Below are 16,422 nucleotides of genomic sequence, written 5' to 3' on the forward strand. Positions count from 1 at the left end.
TCACCAGTCTGGCACATCGATGCCGTCGGGGGCCGTCCACCCCATCATTGCGAGCCACCCGGTCGGCGCAAAGCCTCACAATCCCAGATACGCCTTCCGCACATCCGGATTGACGCTGATCTCGGCGGCACTGCCCTGCATCAGCACGCGGCCGGTTTGCAGGATGTAGGCGCGGTCGGCGATCTCCAGGCATTCGGACATGCGCTGTTCGACGATCAGCACGGTCATGCCGGCGTCGCGGATGCGGTTCACGGCCTGGAAGATTTCATCGACCAGCTTTGGCATGATGCCCTGCGACGGCTCGTCGAGCATGAGTAGCCGCGGTCGAGTCATCAGCGCGCGGCCGATGGCGAGCATCTGCTGCTCGCCGCCGCTTAGGGTTTCGGCGCGCTGCTCCAGCCGCTCCTGCAGGCGCGGAAACAGCTTGAAGACGAGATCGAGCGGAGCCTCGCGATCGGACTGGCTACGAAAAAGATAACTGCCGAGCCTTAAGTTGTCGCGCACCGAGAGGCGCGGAAACAGCCGGCGGTTCTCCGGCACATAGGCGATGCCCCGCGAGGTGATGATGTGCTGCGCCATGCCGTCGATGCGGGCGCCATCGAACGTCACGGTGCCGGAGCGCGGCCGCTCGGCGCCCGCAATCGATTTCAGCAGCGTCGACTTGCCGGCGCCGTTGGCGCCGGCGACGCAAACGATTTCGCCCTTTGCCACCTCGATCGAGACCGCCGAGATCGCAACCAGCCCCTGATAGGCGGTGGTGACTTCATGCACCGATAGCATGACGGTCTCCCAGATAGGCGGTGATGACTTTCGGGTCGCGAACCACGTCGGCGGGCTTGCCCTCGACCAGCACCTTGCCGAGGTCGAGCACGATGGCGCGGTCGACCAGTGGCATCACGATTTCCATGACATGCTCGACCATCAGCACGGTGACGCCGGTATCGCGCACCTTGCGCACCAGTTCGACGCCGGTCTTGGCTTCGACCGGCGTAAGCCCCGTGAGCACCTCATCGAGCAGCAGCAGTTTCGGTTCGGTCGCGAGCGCACGGGCGACTTCGAGCCGGCGCTTTTCGGACGGGACCAGATCGCTGGCGAGCACGTTGGCGCGCGGGCCAAGGCCACAGAATTCAAGCACCTCATGCGCCTTGCGCCGCGCATCGCGCATCACGGTTGATCTGACCAGCGCGCCGACAATGACGTTATCGATCACCGTCATGGTCTCGAAGCTTTTCACTACCTGGAAGGTGCGGCCGATGCCGCGCTGGCAGCGCTCCGCCGCCGGCAGCGCGGTGACATCTTCGCCGTCGAAGATGATCGAGCCTTGCGTCGGCGGCAGCACGCCCGCGATCAGGTTGAACAGCGTCGACTTGCCGGCGCCGTTCGGGCCGATCAGGCCGACGATCTCGCCGCGTCCGACCGAGATCGAAACGTCGCTGTTGGCGATCAGCCCGCCGAAGCGCTGCCAGACGCCGCGCGTTTCCAGAAGAGGCGTCATCGGACAGCCTCCTTGCGCTTGGGCGAGAACAGTCCCGCAAGGCCCTTGAACGAGAACAGGCCGATCAGCCCCTGCGGCCGCGCCAGCGAGATCGCAATGATCAGGCCGCCATAGACGATCAGGTCGACACCGCGACCGGAGCCCCCGACATAGGAGCGCGTCAATTCGGTGAGCGGGATCAGGATGACAGCGCCCAGCATCGGCCCCCACAGCGTGCCGATGCCTCCCAGCACCGCGGGCAGCGCCATCAGCAGCGAGAACTGAAAGCCCATGACGCTCTCGGGATCGATAAAGTAGACGAACTGCGCATAGAAGCTGCCGCCGATTGCGACCAGGAATGCCGATACCGCCGCCGCGCCCATCTTGGAATTGAACACGACCACGCCGAGGCTTTCAGCCGCCTCCGGATTGTCCTTCACCGCGCGCCACCAATAGCCCCATTTGGAATCCTCCAGCCACCAGGTGACGAACCAGGCGACACAAGCCAGCGCCAGCGCGAAGTAAAAGTATGGCAGCTTGCTGCGTGGGAACTGGAATTTCAGCCAGCTATCGCCACGCGCCGGGATTTCGATCCCCATCGCAGCACCAGCCCAATCCCAGTTGTGGAACAGCAGCAGCCCGATCTCGGCAATGACGATGGTGGCGATGACGAAGTAATGTCCGCGCAGCCGGAAACAGGGATAGCCGAGCGCCATCGCAATAAGCGCGGAGATCACCCCGCCGCCGAGCATGCCGAACCATGGCAACACACCGAATTTGGTAAACAGCAGCGCGGTGGTATAGGCGCCAAGCCCGAAGTAGAGCGCGTGGCCGAGCGAGATCTGCCCGCAATAGCCGGAAAGGATATTCCAGCTTTGCGACAACGCACCCCACATCAGCGTCAGCACCATGATGTTCTGGACGTAAACGTCTTTGACGAACAGCGGGACGGTAGCCGCAATCGCGGCAAGAACAACTGCGACGATGAGGTCGCGGCGGCGGCGTTCTGCGAAAGCGGTATCCATCACATCGATCCGAACAGGCCGCGCGGCCGGATAAAGACCACAAGGAGATAGACGGCATAGATGCCGACCGCCTTGAGCGACGGCGGCAGCAACATGGCGGTCGTAGCTTCGACGAGGCCGACGATGATGCCGCCGGCGAAGGCGCCGAACACGCTGCCGAAGCCGCCGAGCGCCACCGTCACATAGGCGATCAGCGCAAACGAGGCGCCGACATCGGGATAGATGTAAAAGAAGATCGCCATAACCGCGCCGGCGAGGCCCACCAGCGCCGCGCCGAGGCCCCAGCCCAGCGCAAACACCTTGTTCTTGTCGATGCCGACCAGCGCCACCGCTCCGGCATCCTCGCGGGTCGCTTCCAGCGCGCGGCCGAAATCGGTGCGGTTGATGAAGAGATAGAGCGCGCCGAACGCTGCAATCGCCACCAGGGCGCCGACCAGTTGCGGCACCGGCAGGTAGATCCCGGCGATCGAGACAGTTTTGCCGCCGAGCCAGGAATGGGTGACGCTGCGATAGTCCGGCGTGAAAAAATACTGCGCCAGGCCGCGCATGACGATGGCCAAACCGAATGTCGAGAAGATCTGCACCATGCCGGCATTGGCTTTCGCACGCACCGCAAAGCGCACAATTAACAGATAGACGACGGCCCCGAACACGAACAGGGCGGCGGCGACCAGCGGCGCCGACAGCAAGGGATCGATCGCAAAGAACACGAACAGGAAGAACGTCGCGTACATTGCGATCATCAGGAACTCGCCATGGGCGAAGTTCACGACGTCCATCAGCCCGAAGATCAGCGCGAGACCTACGGCGATGAGGCCGTAAAGCAGCCCCATGAGCAGGCCGCTCGCCAGGCTTTGGATGATTGTTTCGGCGGTCACCGGGACGCCCCCCTTGCTCGTCGTCCCTGCCTAGTGCGCAATCGCACACAGGCGCAGGGACCATAACCACCGGAGTCGCACTTGAAGGAAGGACATGAGGCCACGGTGAAACTGATGCTCCTCGGCGTATGGGTCCCAACCGCGCACTAGGCAGGGACACGACGCTGCGTTTGTGATGTCTCTCCGGAAGGCGGTCAGCCTTGTTTCATCGGCCAGACGGCTTCCGCGATGGCGGCCTGCGGCGGGAAGATGGTGACGAACTTGCCGCCGATATATTGCAGCAGCACCGGGTCGGCGTCGTTGTTTTGGCCCAGCTCGTCGAACTTGACGCGTTTCCAGGGCATGATGGTCTGCTCGCCCGGGATATCGGTGGTGACCAGCGCCTCGCGGATCTTCTCGCCATCCGTCGACTTGGCGCGGTTGATAGCGTCCGCCATCACCAACAGCCCCATGAACTGGCGCGAGGTGAGGTCGTTAAAATCCTTGCCCGATTTCTCCTTGAACATGGCGTTGACCATGCCGACCATCGGCCGCTTGGCGGCGAGATCGAGCGAGAAACTGCCGCGCGAGATCACGCCTTCGAGCTTGTCGCCGACCGCATCATATAGCGCCTTTTCTGAGAAACCGGCGTTCTGCGCCACGATCGCGTTCGGCTTGTAGCCGAGCTCTGCCATGGTCTTGACCAGCAAAATGCCGTCCGTGGTGTAGCTCGAGGGCATCAGCACGTCGGCATTTGCCGCCTTGAGCTGCTGTACTTCCGCCGACAAGGACGGAGAGTTGGAGCGGTACTTGATGTCGGAGATGACCTTGTAGCCACGCTCGGAGGCCAGCTTGAGCTGGGTGTTGGCGGAGTCGGTGCCGAAAATGGTGTCCTCATGGAACAGCGCCAGCGTATCGATCTTGGTGCCCTTCTTCTTCATCGCATCGAAAAAGTTGAACATCGCGGCCGAGAACATCTCGTCATGGGGCGCGGCGCGGAAATAGTATTTGAGGCCGCGCTTGTGCAGGCTCGGCGAGGAATTGTCCGCCGAGATGAACGGGACCTGGTAACGCTCGCAGATCTGGCTGACGGTGACGGCAACCGCGCTCTGATAGGTGCCGATGACGGCGCAGACTTTTTCCTGGGTGATCAGACGCTCGGTCTCGGCGCGGCCCTTCTGCGGGTCAGCCTGATGGTCGGCGAAGACGAGGCGGATCTTGGCGCCGCCGAGGCCGGGCAATCCCTCGCCCTTCGCCAGCGGCAAATCGAAATCGTGGTTCTTGTTGATGATGTCGAGCGCAGTCTCGAACGACTTCTGGGCGTCGACACCCATCTGCGCGCTGGCGCCGGAGAACGGATAGATGACGCCGATCACCACTTCGGACGTTTGGGCGCGCGCGGCGATCGGGCCGAGCGCAGCGGCAGCAGTAGCTCCAAGCAAGACGTTACGGCGCGTGATGTTCATGGCGATATCCTTTGTGGGTCGGCAACTATCGATGAAACGGGCGAAGGGTACGGTAAAGCCTCAATGAGCAGCACGGCTGCATCAAAGCACGGCAAGCTGCTTGTTCATGAGATCGGTCACCAGCATCAGTCCCGGCGCATGCGTGATCGCGAACGGCAGCTTCGCGGCCTGGATCACCGATTGCGGCGTGACACCGCACGCCCAGAACACCGGAATTTCGTCCGGCCCGACCGGCACCGGATCACCATAGTCGGGCTTGTTGATGTCGGCGATGCCGATCGACTGTGGATGGCCGAGATGCTCGGGCGCGCCGTGCACGGCGGGAAAGCGTGAGGTGACCTGCACCGCGCGGATCGCATCGGCCGGCTTGAACGGCCGCATCGACACCACCATGGGACCTGCGAACGGGGCCGCCGGGCTGCACGCGATATTGGTGCGATACATCGGCACGCGAACCTTGCGCTCGATGTGGCGGATCGGCAGGCCCTCCGCCAGAAGCGCCTCCTCGAACGAGAATGAACATCCGATGACAAAGGCGACGAGATCGTCGCGCCAATGCGCCATGATGTCGGTCGGCTCTTCCACCACCTCGCCGTCGCGCCAGACGCGGTAGCGCGGCAGGTCGGTGCGGATGTCGAGATCGACGCCGAGCGCGGGAATGCGGGGATCGCCAACATCGGACATGCCGATGATCGGGCACGGCTTAGGATTGAGCTGGCAGAACCGGTGAAACGCGCTCGCGAGCTTTTCCGGCAGTATCGCGAGGTTGCCTTGGACGAAGCCGTTGGCGACACCGGCGGTCGATGATGCCATGCCGTTGCGGCACGCATGCCGGGCTGCCACGCTGGGCAATAAATCCGGCCTATCGCGGCCCGTCGTTTCCGTCCTCGCCAAGCCGGTCATCGTTGTCCCCGCTTCCATTCTTATCGACATCTACTCCCGCATATGGCTATGATAATGTCTAATCGTCTTTTCTAATCAAGTTCGATAAATAGCAATTATCAACCTGCGGGCTGAGGGTGCATGACTGATTTCAAGGCAATTGAGACTTTCATGTGGGTGGTGACACTCGGCAGCTTCCGCGGCGCGGCCCAGAAGCTGAACACGACTCAGCCGGCGATTTCGCAACGGATCGCCCAGCTCGAGCGCGAAGTCGGCGTGAAGCTCTTGCAGCGCGACCGTCGCATGGTGCTGCCGACGCCGAGCGGACGGCAATTGATGGTCTATGCCGAGAAGCTGATCGGGCTGCGCTCGGAAATGCTCGCTGTGGTCGGCGATCGCTCGGCGATGCGCGGCGTGCTGCGGCTCGGTGTCGCCGAAACCATCGTGCACACCTGGCTGCCGCAACTGATCAAGAGCGTCAACTACGCCTACCCCAACCTCTCGCTCGAGATCGAGGTCGACATCACCTCGAATTTGCGCAACCGGCTGTTGGCCCAGGAGATCGAACTCGCCTTCGTGCTCGGCCCGCTGACGGCGCCAATGGTCAACAACCGGGCACTGTGCGATTATCCGGTGGGCTTTACGGCCAGCCCCTCGCTCGGCCTCGGCAAGCAGGAACTGACACTGCACGACCTGGCGAAGTTCCCCATCATCACGTTTTCACGCCGTACCCAGCCCTATGAAATCGTGCGCTCCCTGTTCAACCGCCCTGACCTGCCGCCCATACGGCTGCATGCCAGCGCCTCGCTCGCAACCGTGATCCACATGGCGATCGAAGGTCTCGGTATCGCCCTGATACCGACCGCGATCGTCGAGGACGACATGGCAAACGGGCGGCTGCAATTGCTGTCGACCAATCTGCAATTGGCACCGCTGACGTTTTCGGCAAGCTGGCTCGCCTCCCCCGACACCGTCGCAGTGGAGCGCGTGGTCGAACTTGCAGCCAGCCTGGCCCGCGGCGGCGTCATTGTTGACGCGACGCCGCAGGCGCGTCATTGAAAATAACCGAACAAGAATGAACAAGCGCCTGCCCACCTGATCTCCCGGAACAGTGCATGACCAAGATCGGCTCCAATCTGCAAATCGATTCCGCCCGGCTATGGGGCACGATTCATGAAACCGCCAAATTCGGCGCGACGCCGAAAGGCGGCGTGCGGCGGCTGACGCTCGGACCTGAAGACAAGCAGGTGCGCGACTGGTTCCGCGAGCGGTGCGAGGCCGCCGGGCTGGAAGTGCATGTGGATGCGCTGGGCTCGATGTTCGGCCTGCGCAAGGGCCGCGACATGTCCAAGGCTCCGATCGGTCTCGGCTCGCATCTCGATACGCAGCCGACCGGCGGCAAATATGACGGGGTGCTCGGCACGCTGGCGGCGCTGGAAGTGGTGCGCACGCTCAACGATGCCGGCATCGAGACCGAAACGCCGATCTGCATCTGCAACTGGACCAACGAGGAAGGCTCGCGGTTCGCGCCGGCAATGATGGCTTCCGCCGCTTACGTCGGCGATTTCACCACCGACGACATTCTGTCGCGCAAGGACGCCGAAGGCGTCACGGTGGCGGAGGCGCTTGATAGCATCGGCTATCGCGGTGACGCGCCGGTGGGTCGCCAAAAATTCTCCGGCTTCGTCGAGCTGCATATCGAACAGGGGCCGATCCTCGAGGCCGAGAACAAGACCATCGGCGTGGTCGATTCCGGCCAGGGAGTTCTGTGGTACGACGGCAAGATCACCGGCTTCGAGAGCCACGCCGGCTCGACGCCGATGCCGCTGCGCCGCGACGCGCTGGCGACGCTGTCAGAAATCGTGCTGGCGATGGAGGCAATCGCCAGGAAGCACGGGCCGAAAGCGGTCGGCACCGTCGGCGAGGCGGTGATCGCCAATCCCTCGCGCAACGTCATTCCCGGCGAGATCGCCTTCACGGTGGATTGCCGCAGCGCGGATGCTGCCATCATGGACGCGCTGGACAGGGATTTGCGCGCGGCGATCGCCGAGATCGCGGCGCGGCGCAAGGTCGATGTCCAGTTCGACCTGATCTGGCGCAAGCCGCCGACCCATTTCGATCCCAAGCTGGTGGATGCGGTGGAGAACGCCGCAAAAATGCTCGGCTATTCGCATCGCCGCATCACCTCAGGTGCCGGTCACGACGCTTGCAACCTCAACACCGTGATGCCGGCCGCCATGGTGTTCGTGCCCTGCAAGGACGGCATCAGCCACAACGAGCTCGAGGACGCCACCCAAGCCGATTGCGCGGCGGGCGCCAACGTGCTGATGCATACCGTGCTGGCGCTGGCCGGCGTCGCATCCTGACAATCAAGAAACGAGGGGGAAAGCTGTGCGCGGAGTTTTCGTCGACGCAAATGAATCGCTGGCTGTGATCTTCGAAAGGCTGCACCAGCCCGGCGATCCCGAGGTGCGGATCCACCGAAATCCCGATATCACTTCGGATCAATATCCCGGGATACTCGACGGCGCCGAGATCGCAATCGTCGATCACACCGCGCTGCCGACCGATATCGCGAAGAAATGCTCGGGGCTGAAGCACGTGGTGTTTCTCGGAACCGGCGCCCGCAGCTACATGAATCCGGAAGAGCTCGCCGAGCTCGGGATCCAGGTGCACCTGATCAAGGGCTATGGCGATACGGCGGTCGCCGAATGCGCTGTTGCGCTGATGTGGGAAGGCGCGCGCGGACTTGCGAAAATGGATCGCGGTATCCGCGCCGGCAACTGGCTGCGCGACGACGGCATGCAACTGACCGGCAAGACGCTCGGCCTGATCGGCTTTGGCGGCATCGCCGCGGAAGTGGCGCGGATCGCGATCGGTTCAGGCATGCGCGTCGTCGCCTGGAACCGGTCGCCGAAGAAACATCCGAAAGTCGAGTTCGTCGATCTCGACGAACTCTTGACCGAGAGCGACGTCATCTCGATCCACCTCCTGCTCAACGACGAAACGCGTGGATTGATCTCGCGCGCCTGCATCGAGGCGATGAAACCCGGCGTCATCCTGATCAACACCGCGCGCGGCGCCATCGTCGACGAGGAAGCGATGATCGAGGCGCTGAAATCGGGCCAGATCCGCCATGCCGGCCTCGACGTCTTCAACATAGAACCGCTGCCGGCCGATCATCCGCTGACCAAACTGCCGAACGTGACGCTGTCGGCGCATTCGGCGTTCCGCACGCCGGAAGCGAGCGAAAACCTGATGCGCGCCGCGTGGGAGCATTGCCGAAGGATTGTGAAGAAGTGAAAGAGGCGTGATCTTCCTTCTCCCCTTGTGGGAATAAGGCCTTTGGAAAAGCGCTAGATGTCGCTTGTTGGCCCCAAGCCGACCAACTTCGTCGCTTGCGGCTGGTCTGCTTTTGAAAGCAGTCCGGACTTCGCATCAGCGATCGTTCGACCGCCGCTTGTGACCCAAAGCTGACAGTCGGAGGTTGGACGCACCACACAGGCTGGTGCATGCACTAACGAATATTTAGCGTTTCTTCGGTCGTATCTGGGAGCAAACGCGACCCGGAGTTAGACCAATGGCCGTTATTGCGGCGGAGGGAAATCCCTGTGACGGACAATCCCATCCTCTCCTTCAGCTTGGGCCTGTTTGGAATTCTCGTGGCGGCCTTCGTTGTCGGAGCCTTGCTGTTTCAGTTTCGCTTCCGGGCAGTCTGGTGCTTTGCGGCCTGCGAAGCATTTTTCCTGCTTTGGTACTTCTATGCATTTTATCCCGTTGACCCTCATCGGATGCAATTCAACATCTTGCAGGTGCTTTCTCTTTGCTTACTGCTGCCGCCGACATATCTGGGCTACTATTTCAACAAGCACATCCTTCATTTCTGAGCGATGGCTGTTGCAGCGACTTCCGCCTCTGGCACCTTTGAGACATGCCCGCATATCCTCAGAATGTCCGTTCACCGGGGTAGACCGGAAGTCGCAGTGGTCCGGCCAAACCGACGCGATTGACCCAAAACAGACCTTGGGCTTTTCGGCTCTAGCCGAACCAAACCCCACATGAGTCTCCTCAGTCTCATTAGTATGGGAAGATAAGATCCCATTCTGAAAGAATTGGCCGCAGACCCACTTGATTGCACTTATCTGTTGTTCCTTGGCGCGCACTATCGCCCGGGATTGCAACCCACGTGATGCGATCCCGGCTCACGGCCAAAACGACTTCGAAGTCCTTGGTGCCGGATTTGAGCAATCGAAATACGATATCCCCTGCAGCGGCTGTCTCAATACGGCCCTTCAATGCCAACCCGGCTACACTCTCGAATACGACCCTTCCTGAATCGGTATCAAACGTCACGTGATAGTACCCTTGATTCGCACACCTCACAGTGAACTGCTCTGCGTTCGCGGGTGTCGCCTCAAGCAACAACATCAAAAGTGAAATTGCTCTTGCCTTTTCGATCATGCGCAGCCAACCAAAGCACGAATGTCGGTGTTGCGACGACGCAGAACCCTGCTGAGGTTGTTGTATGCTTAGGGCATGCTGGCCGGGTTTCAATGTACGCTGCCTTTGGCTTGACTTCGCTCAAAGGTAGCAATCTAGTACTAAGAGATTATTTAGAGTGATGCCAAGATTGAAGCCGATCTTAATCAAGCCAAGTCGCCTGTTGGCACCTTTGAGACATGCCGAACCTTACGATGAATGTCGGCTTTCAGGGGTAAAGCCGATGCAACGCGGACATCGCGAGATCGTCGCTTTTGACCCGAAGCGGAAGTGGCGACGATATTGAAAATTTGATCTAAACTTTTTACCTGCTCCCCATGCGGCGCATCTACCTTCTGGCTGAACGACCGAGATTATAAGGCACGCGTAGCGATGTCTCTGAGGACGGTTACTGAGAAGATCGACAGCATCATCTTCAGCATTGTCGCTGTCTTTTGCCTTTTGATTTGGGCTATTCTCGGCTTTCCGCTCGTGTTCGAATTACTGATAACGGTGGTGACGGTGTTCGCGGTTTATGTAGCGATCCGCTGGATGGAATCCCGACATCCATGGTAGCCGAAGTGCCAGTTGGCGGATGTCGCGTCCGCTTCTGGCGGCTGAGTAGAAGCAGGGCGGTAGTTCTCGGGATTTCCGCTTATGGCACTTTTCGGACGTGCCGCGATGTCCGACTTGGGTCCGGAATGTGCACTAGAGCGGACATCCGCCTGCGCTCTTCTGGGCGGGGGGCGAGGCCTGTCAAATAGCAGACTGCAGCATTTGCGAGCGCGGGGCGTTCTGAAATTAATAGAAAGCCCTTCTACGCATCAAATTTTGATGAGAAGATTTTAGCTGCCCGGCCTGCCGAAGCCGAGCGAAGCCAGCAAAGCAAAGACGGTGGAAACCGCCCAGTTAAGAAACTGAACCCGACGGGACACGGCCCCATGATCTCAGAGCTTATTCCAGCCCCCTATATCAGCCCGTGTCTTCACGAGCCTTACCACCAAGGCAGTTGCCAGAATGATTGGCCCAAGGAAATCCAGTCGCGTGTAGTGTCCGCTTGCAGCGAGGTCTAATCTGTTGATTGACCCGAGAATGCCCAACGCGCCTAATGAAAGATAGACGTAGTCCAATTCCTTGATCCACTTTTCGCCGCGCATCTTTGTCAGACGTGCAGCCCATCCAAAGCGTAAACCATCGCAAATCAGGGCATACAATGCCGCCGCGTATATTACCAAGGTGACGCTCATCTGGCGGCGCGTGATCGTTTGCGGCGCGAGGAACATGGACGCAAAGGCCAATGGTGCCACCGCGATAATTGCCCATGCAATCACTAGCTGGACACGACTGCGCGTTTGCCCCTGTGAATGCTGAATGCTCGCCAGAAACGCGGCGGCTGCCCCGACTACATCGAAGTAGTCACGCACAAAGTTCCAGATTGCCCCCAACTAACACTCCCCACTCAGATCGTTGGCCTCGAACTCTACGCCTACCGATTGCACAAAGCACGCCTGACCACCCGATTTCCACAGAGCAGCCAATCTGACCGCGAAGTAAGATTGTGCTAGGACGTGGTGACGATTAGTTGCTCGCTGATTAATGGGGGGAGAAGGGGATGGACTGGAAGGCATTCATCGCCGCGATTGTAGGCTCGCTGGCGTGGCCTTTCGTGATTTTGAGCTTGTTGTTCATTTTGCGAAAACAACTAGTGGGGCTCGCTGATAGGCTACAAGAGTTTTCGCTCGCAGGTGCGAAAGCGACTTTTGAAAAGCAATTGGAGACTGCGCGTGAAGAAGCGGAGAGATTGCCGCCCCCTTCATCTCCCGATGCAATACCTGACGACCAACGAATCGTTCCGCTGACCGATGAGAAGAAATTTTTGCGGCTTGCCAATGAGTTTCCCGAGGCGGCGATCACAGAGGTCTATAAGGACATTGAGGGCATTCTCTTTCGCATCGGCGAAATTCTGGGCATTCCGCGCACTGGCGCTGACCGGATAATGAATGAGTTATATGAGCGTAGGGAAGTCGATGAGAATGCGCGTGATCTCTTTCATACCCTGCGGAAAGCAAGGAACCTATCGGCGCATGGTACAGGCGATAGGCGCGTGAGCCCGGGCGAGGCGTTGGATTACCGCGATCACAGCATCAGACTGATGACGAGACTTTCCTTCGTCCTCGGAAAAGTGGAAGCAGCAGCCGATATCAAAAAAGCAAAGGGGTCGGCTTAGTCATTTGCGCTTTGCCAGCGTGACCACTTTGCTGGCGGCGGGCTTAGCGAGATCGAGCAACGTCGCGCGCGTCATAGAGCTGCGTAGAGGTTACTTTCTCCCCTTGTGGGAGAAGGTGGCGCGTAGCGCCGGATGAGGGGTTCTCTCCGCGGAGACAGCCCCCTCATCCGTCTCGCTGCCGCTAAGCGTCAGCGATCCACCTTCTCCCACAAGGGGAGAAGGAAGACCTGCCACACCCTCCGCCCTCATCCTGAGGAGACCGCCAACGCGTCGCGCGAATGCGCGCCCGATGACAGGTTCCGCGCGGAATTTGTAGGGTGGGCAAAGGCGCTCTTGCGCCGTGCCCACCATCTATCGATCAACCATCACGCCGAACGGTGGGCACGCTTCGCTTTGCTCACCCTACGAGATCAATCCACCATCTCCGCGACCGCCTTGCCGCACGCCACCGTATCCGCGTTGCCGCCGAGATCGCGCGTGCGCAGGGTGCGCTCGCCCAGCGTGCGCTCGATGGCGCCGACGATGGACTCCGCCGCCTGCTTCTCGCCGAGATGCTCCAGCATCATCGCGCCGGACCAGATCATGCCGATGGGGTTGGCAATCCCCTGCCCGGCAATATCGGGCGCCGACCCGTGCACGGGTTCGAACACGGACGGGAAATTGCCTTCCGGGTTGATGTTGCCGGATGGCGCGATGCCGATGGTGCCGGTGCAGGCGGGGCCGAGATCGGAGAGAATGTCGCCGAACAGATTGGAGCCGACCACGACGTCGAACCAGTCCGGATGCAGCACAAAATTCGCGGTCAAGATATCGATGTGGTACTTGTCCCACTTCACGCGTGGATATTTCTTCGCCATCGCCTCCACGCGCTCGTCCCAATAGGGCATCGTGATCGAGATGCCGTTGGACTTGGTCGCCGAGGTCAGGTGCTTCTTCGGCCGCGACTGCGCCAGATCGAACGCGAATTTCAGGATGCGGTCGACGCCGGTGCGCGTCATCACCGTCTGTTGCGTGACGAATTCACGGTCGGTATCGGGGAACATGCGGCCGCCGACGGAGGAATACTCGCCCTCGGTGTTCTCGCGCACCACCCAGAAATCGATATCGCCGGGCTTGCGGTTGGCGAGCGGTGACGGCACGCCTGGCATCAGCCGCACCGGCCGCAGGTTGACGTACTGATCGAACTCGCGCCGGAACTTGATCAGCGAGCCCCACAGCGAAACGTGATCGGGGATCTTCGCGGGCCAGCCGACCGCGCCGAAATAGATCGCATCATGCTTGCCGATCTGCGCCTTCCAGTCCTCCGGCATCATCTCGCCGTGCTTTTCGTAATAGTCCCAGGACGCGAAATCGAAATGATCGAAATGCACGGAAACGCCGTGCTTTTTCGCTGCCGCCTCCAGCACGCGCAGGCCTTCGGGGATCACTTCCTTGCCGATGCCGTCACCGGGAATGACCGCGATCCGATACTGTTTCTTTGTACTCATCCTAGACTTCCTTGAGGTGGGCTTGCCGCGCTGGGTGCGGCCGTTCTGATGGCCCTGCAATGGACCAAACTTGGCCGTGGCGCAACGCTGCAGTGCAATGTTGACCTCGATAGCGCCTCCCGCCTACCAATTTTGCTACCCCTTCCACCATCCCCAAGCCAAGCGGAGTATTCCCATGGACCTGCATTTGCGCGGCAAGCGCGTCCTGATCACCGGCGCCTCCAAGGGCATCGGCGCGGCCGCGGCCGAAGCCTTTGCCGAAGAAGGCTGCGACGTCATGCTGGCCGCCCGCAGCGGCGAGCAGTTGCAAGCGCTGACCGACCGGCTGCGCTCGGCGCACCAGATCGGCGCGACCGCCCATGTCGTCGACCTGCGCAAGGGCGAGGACATCGCAAGGCTCGCGAAAGAAGCCGCCGATATCGACATTCTCGTCAACAATGCCGGCGACATCCCCGGCGGCTCGCTCGACAAGATCGACGAGGCGACATGGCGCCACGCCTGGGAGCTGAAGGTGTTCGGCTACATCAATCTCACCCGCGCGATCTACGCGCAGATGAAGGCGCGCGGCGGCGGCGTCATCGTCAACGACATTGGCGCTGCCGGTGAAAAATTTGACGCCAATTACATCTGCGGCAGCGCCGGCAACGCGGCGCTGATGGCATTCACCCGCGCGCTCGGGGGAAAAAGCCTCGCCGACAATATCCGCGTGGTCGGCATCAATCCCGGCCCCGTCGGCACCGATCGCCATGTGACGCTCCTGAAGACGCGGGCGAAGAACCAGTTCGGCGACGAGAACCGCTACAAGGAATTCCAGAAGAACATGCCGCTCGCCCGCCCCGCGCATGCGCGCGAGATCGGCGACCTCATGGCGTTCCTGGCGTCGGATCGCTCGGGATATACGTCGGGGGTGATCTTTACGGTGGATGGCGGATATACGGCGGGGTGGAGTTAGGCCGCATTCCTACGCCGTCATGCAAATATCTCCAGTCGGCCACAACGCTGAAGCGTTTCCACTTTGCCGGAAAATGTTCTACAGCACGATCTGCGATCGAGAAAACTGACGCAGGAGTATCGAAGTGGCTGATCAGGGGCTGGTGCGTGAGACGGCGGTTGCCATTGTCGGCAAGCTGAAATCGGGTGAAGTCACGCCGCTCGACCTGCTCGACGTGCTGGAGAAGCGCATCGCTGAGGTCGACGGCAAGGTCAACGCGCTGCCGACGCTGTGCTTCGACCGCGCTCGCAAGCACGCCACCGCGCTAATGCAGAAGCCCGTCGCCGAACGCGGCCTGCTCGCCGGTCTTCCGATCCCGATCAAGGACCTCACCAATGTCGCCGGCGTCCTGACCACGCAGGGCTCGCCGATCTACAGGGATAACATTCCGGCGAAGTCGGATATTCTGGTCGAGCATCTCGAAAACAATGGCGGCGTGATCTACGCCAAGTCGAACACGCCGGAATTCGGCGCCGGCGCCAACACCTTCAACGAAGTGTTCGGCCCGACGCGTAACCCATGGGACACGTCACGCTCCGCCGCTGGCTCCTCGGGCGGCGCGGCGGTTGCGCTCGCGACCGGCACGGCCTGGTTGGCGCACGGCTCCGACATGGGCGGCAGCTTACGCAATCCCGCGAGCTTCTGCGGCATCGTCGGATTGCGGCCAAGCATCGGCCGCGTCGCGCATACGCCGATCGCCGCGATCGATCGCAATCTCGGCGTTCAGGGCCCGATGGCGCGCAACATCGAAGACGTCGCGCTGCTGCTCGACGCCATGAGCGGCGAGCATCCAGCCGACCCCTTGTCGCTGCCGGTGTTGCCGACATCGTTTCTGTCCGCCGCACGTTCTGGCAGCAAGCCGAAGCGCGTCGCCTATTCGCCCGATCTCGGCATCACGCCGGTCGACGCGGAAGTCGCCGCCGTCACCCGCAAGGCGGCACAGCGCTTTGCGGAGCTAGGGGTCATCGTCGAAGAGGCTCATCCCGATTTGCGCGAGGCCCATGAATGCTTCCATGTGCTGCGCGCGTTCGACTTCGCGCTTTCCAAGGCGGCGCTGCTGCGCACGAAACGCGACCTGCTCAAGCCCGAGGTGATCTGGAATATCGAGGAAGGTCTGAAGCTGACGGTCGAACAGCTCGAACGCGCCGAGGCGCAGCGTGTCGCGATGACCGCGCGCACGCTGGAATTTTTCGAAAAATACGATCTATTGCTCGCCCCCGCCACGATCGTGCCGCCCTTCCCGGTCGAGAACCGCTACGTCGCCGAATGTGCCGGCAAGAAGTTCGACAATTACGTCGAATGGCTCGGCATCGTCTACGCGATCACGCTGGTGTGCTGTCCTGCGCTGTCGTTGCCGTGCGGCTTCACGGCCTCGGGCCTTCCGGTTGGGCTGCAAGTGGTCGCGCCGCCGCGCGGCGAGGCGCAATTGCTCGCCGGAGCCAAGGTGCTGGAGGATATTCTGGGCGTGCGCAGCACGACGCCGATCGATCCGAGGGCACTGATGTAAACCAGGCGCGCTTGCCGATGAGGGGCC

16 protein-coding genes are annotated in these 16,422 nt (G+C 61.1%); 7 read left to right on the forward strand and 9 right to left on the reverse strand.

Going from position 1 to position 16,422, the window contains the following annotated elements; translation table 11 throughout:
• Positions 1-75: 75 nt before the first annotated feature.
• The 6 genes from CQ13_RS19280 to CQ13_RS19305 form a co-directional block, all read right to left on the reverse strand.
• On the reverse strand, positions 76-780 hold the full coding sequence (locus CQ13_RS19280; RefSeq protein WP_057844424.1) for an ABC transporter ATP-binding protein: 705 nt from the start codon (positions 778-780) through the stop codon (positions 76-78).
• Entirely contained in the window at positions 764-1,495 is a 732-nt protein-coding gene (locus CQ13_RS19285) for an ABC transporter ATP-binding protein (RefSeq protein WP_057844425.1), read from the reverse strand. The genes CQ13_RS19280 and CQ13_RS19285 overlap by 17 nt, the downstream gene beginning before the upstream one ends.
• On the reverse strand, positions 1,492-2,499 hold the full coding sequence (locus CQ13_RS19290; RefSeq protein WP_057844426.1) for a branched-chain amino acid ABC transporter permease: 1,008 nt from the start codon (positions 2,497-2,499) through the stop codon (positions 1,492-1,494). Before CQ13_RS19290 ends, CQ13_RS19285 begins: the two co-directional genes overlap by 4 nt.
• Positions 2,499-3,377 (reverse strand): branched-chain amino acid ABC transporter permease, encoded by an 879-nt coding sequence (locus CQ13_RS19295; RefSeq protein WP_057844427.1) that lies wholly within the window; start codon positions 3,375-3,377, stop codon positions 2,499-2,501. The genes CQ13_RS19290 and CQ13_RS19295 overlap by 1 nt, the downstream gene beginning before the upstream one ends.
• Positions 3,378-3,571: 194 nt before the next feature.
• On the reverse strand, positions 3,572-4,822 hold the full coding sequence (locus CQ13_RS19300) for an ABC transporter substrate-binding protein (RefSeq protein WP_057844428.1): 1,251 nt from the start codon (positions 4,820-4,822) through the stop codon (positions 3,572-3,574).
• An 81-nt stretch (positions 4,823-4,903) separates the two neighbouring features.
• On the reverse strand, positions 4,904-5,725 hold the full coding sequence (locus CQ13_RS19305) for a putative hydro-lyase (protein WP_057844429.1): 822 nt from the start codon (positions 5,723-5,725) through the stop codon (positions 4,904-4,906).
• Positions 5,726-5,845: 120 nt separating this feature from the next.
• Between CQ13_RS19305 and CQ13_RS19310 the strand changes: the two genes are divergently transcribed.
• The 4 genes from CQ13_RS19310 (at position 5,846) to CQ13_RS19325 (ending at position 9,591) form a co-directional block, all read left to right on the forward strand.
• Entirely contained in the window at positions 5,846-6,763 is a 918-nt protein-coding gene (locus CQ13_RS19310; protein ID WP_057844430.1) for a LysR family transcriptional regulator, read from the forward strand.
• A gap of 56 nt (positions 6,764-6,819) precedes the next feature.
• Positions 6,820-8,070: a Zn-dependent hydrolase gene (locus CQ13_RS19315; RefSeq protein WP_057844431.1), complete on the forward strand. Its 1,251-nt coding sequence runs from the start codon at positions 6,820-6,822 to the stop codon at positions 8,068-8,070.
• Positions 8,071-8,095: 25 nt separating this feature from the next.
• The gene (locus tag CQ13_RS19320; protein ID WP_057844432.1) at positions 8,096-9,007 is read left to right on the forward strand and encodes an NAD(P)-dependent oxidoreductase; all 912 of its coding nucleotides are present in this window, start codon (positions 8,096-8,098) and stop codon (positions 9,005-9,007) included.
• 308 nt (positions 9,008-9,315) lie between these two features.
• A complete protein-coding gene (locus CQ13_RS19325; protein ID WP_057844433.1) occupies positions 9,316-9,591 on the forward strand; it encodes a hypothetical protein in 276 nt (91 codons plus the stop codon).
• Positions 9,592-9,781: 190 nt separating this feature from the next.
• Here CQ13_RS19325 and CQ13_RS19330 read toward each other — a convergent pair whose 3' ends face one another.
• Positions 9,782-10,165: a hypothetical protein gene (locus CQ13_RS19330; RefSeq protein WP_057844434.1), complete on the reverse strand. Its 384-nt coding sequence runs from the start codon at positions 10,163-10,165 to the stop codon at positions 9,782-9,784.
• A gap of 965 nt (positions 10,166-11,130) precedes the next feature.
• Positions 11,131-11,628 carry a hypothetical protein gene (locus CQ13_RS19340; protein ID WP_057844436.1) on the reverse strand — a complete coding sequence of 166 codons (498 nt, stop codon included), beginning with the start codon at positions 11,626-11,628 and terminating at the stop codon, positions 11,131-11,133.
• Between the two features lie 167 nt (positions 11,629-11,795).
• Here CQ13_RS19340 and CQ13_RS19345 point away from each other — a divergent pair, with 167 nt between their 5' ends.
• Entirely contained in the window at positions 11,796-12,410 is a 615-nt protein-coding gene (locus tag CQ13_RS19345; RefSeq protein ID WP_057844437.1) for a hypothetical protein, read from the forward strand.
• Between the two features lie 410 nt (positions 12,411-12,820).
• On the opposite strand, the gene CQ13_RS19350 is transcribed toward CQ13_RS19345, so the two are convergent.
• Complete coding sequence (locus CQ13_RS19350; RefSeq protein WP_057844438.1) at positions 12,821-13,897, reverse strand: tartrate dehydrogenase; 1,077 nt, start codon at positions 13,895-13,897, stop codon at positions 12,821-12,823.
• Positions 13,898-14,072: 175 nt separating this feature from the next.
• Between CQ13_RS19350 and CQ13_RS19355 the strand changes: the two genes are divergently transcribed.
• Positions 14,073-14,849, forward strand: coding sequence for an SDR family oxidoreductase (locus CQ13_RS19355; RefSeq protein WP_057844439.1), 777 nt, complete (start codon positions 14,073-14,075; stop codon positions 14,847-14,849).
• 124 nt (positions 14,850-14,973) lie between these two features.
• Positions 14,974-16,395: an amidase gene (locus tag CQ13_RS19360; RefSeq protein ID WP_057844440.1), complete on the forward strand. Its 1,422-nt coding sequence runs from the start codon at positions 14,974-14,976 to the stop codon at positions 16,393-16,395.
• Positions 16,396-16,422: the final 27 nt, after the last annotated feature.

This window comes from Bradyrhizobium retamae, assembly GCF_001440415.1.
In the GTDB taxonomy this organism is placed as follows: domain Bacteria; phylum Pseudomonadota; class Alphaproteobacteria; order Rhizobiales; family Xanthobacteraceae; genus Bradyrhizobium; species Bradyrhizobium retamae.

Coding starts and splice junctions, on each gene's coding strand:
- CQ13_RS19280 (WP_057844424.1), bottom strand. CDS start 780: ATGCTATCGGTGCATGAAGTCACCACCGCCTATCAGGGGCTGGTTGCG.
- CQ13_RS19285 (WP_057844425.1), bottom strand. CDS start 1,495: ATGACGCCTCTTCTGGAAACGCGCGGCGTCTGGCAGCGCTTCGGCGGG.
- CQ13_RS19290 (WP_057844426.1), bottom strand. CDS start 2,499: ATGGATACCGCTTTCGCAGAACGCCGCCGCCGCGACCTCATCGTCGCA.
- CQ13_RS19300 (WP_057844428.1), bottom strand. CDS start 4,822: ATGAACATCACGCGCCGTAACGTCTTGCTTGGAGCTACTGCTGCCGCT.
- CQ13_RS19305 (WP_057844429.1), bottom strand. CDS start 5,725: ATGACCGGCTTGGCGAGGACGGAAACGACGGGCCGCGATAGGCCGGAT.
- CQ13_RS19310 (WP_057844430.1), top strand. CDS start 5,846: ATGACTGATTTCAAGGCAATTGAGACTTTCATGTGGGTGGTGACACTC.
- CQ13_RS19315 (WP_057844431.1), top strand. CDS start 6,820: ATGACCAAGATCGGCTCCAATCTGCAAATCGATTCCGCCCGGCTATGG.
- CQ13_RS19330 (WP_057844434.1), bottom strand. CDS start 10,165: ATGATCGAAAAGGCAAGAGCAATTTCACTTTTGATGTTGTTGCTTGAG.
- CQ13_RS19345 (WP_057844437.1), top strand. CDS start 11,796: ATGGACTGGAAGGCATTCATCGCCGCGATTGTAGGCTCGCTGGCGTGG.
- CQ13_RS19350 (WP_057844438.1), bottom strand. CDS start 13,897: ATGAGTACAAAGAAACAGTATCGGATCGCGGTCATTCCCGGTGACGGC.
- CQ13_RS19355 (WP_057844439.1), top strand. CDS start 14,073: ATGGACCTGCATTTGCGCGGCAAGCGCGTCCTGATCACCGGCGCCTCC.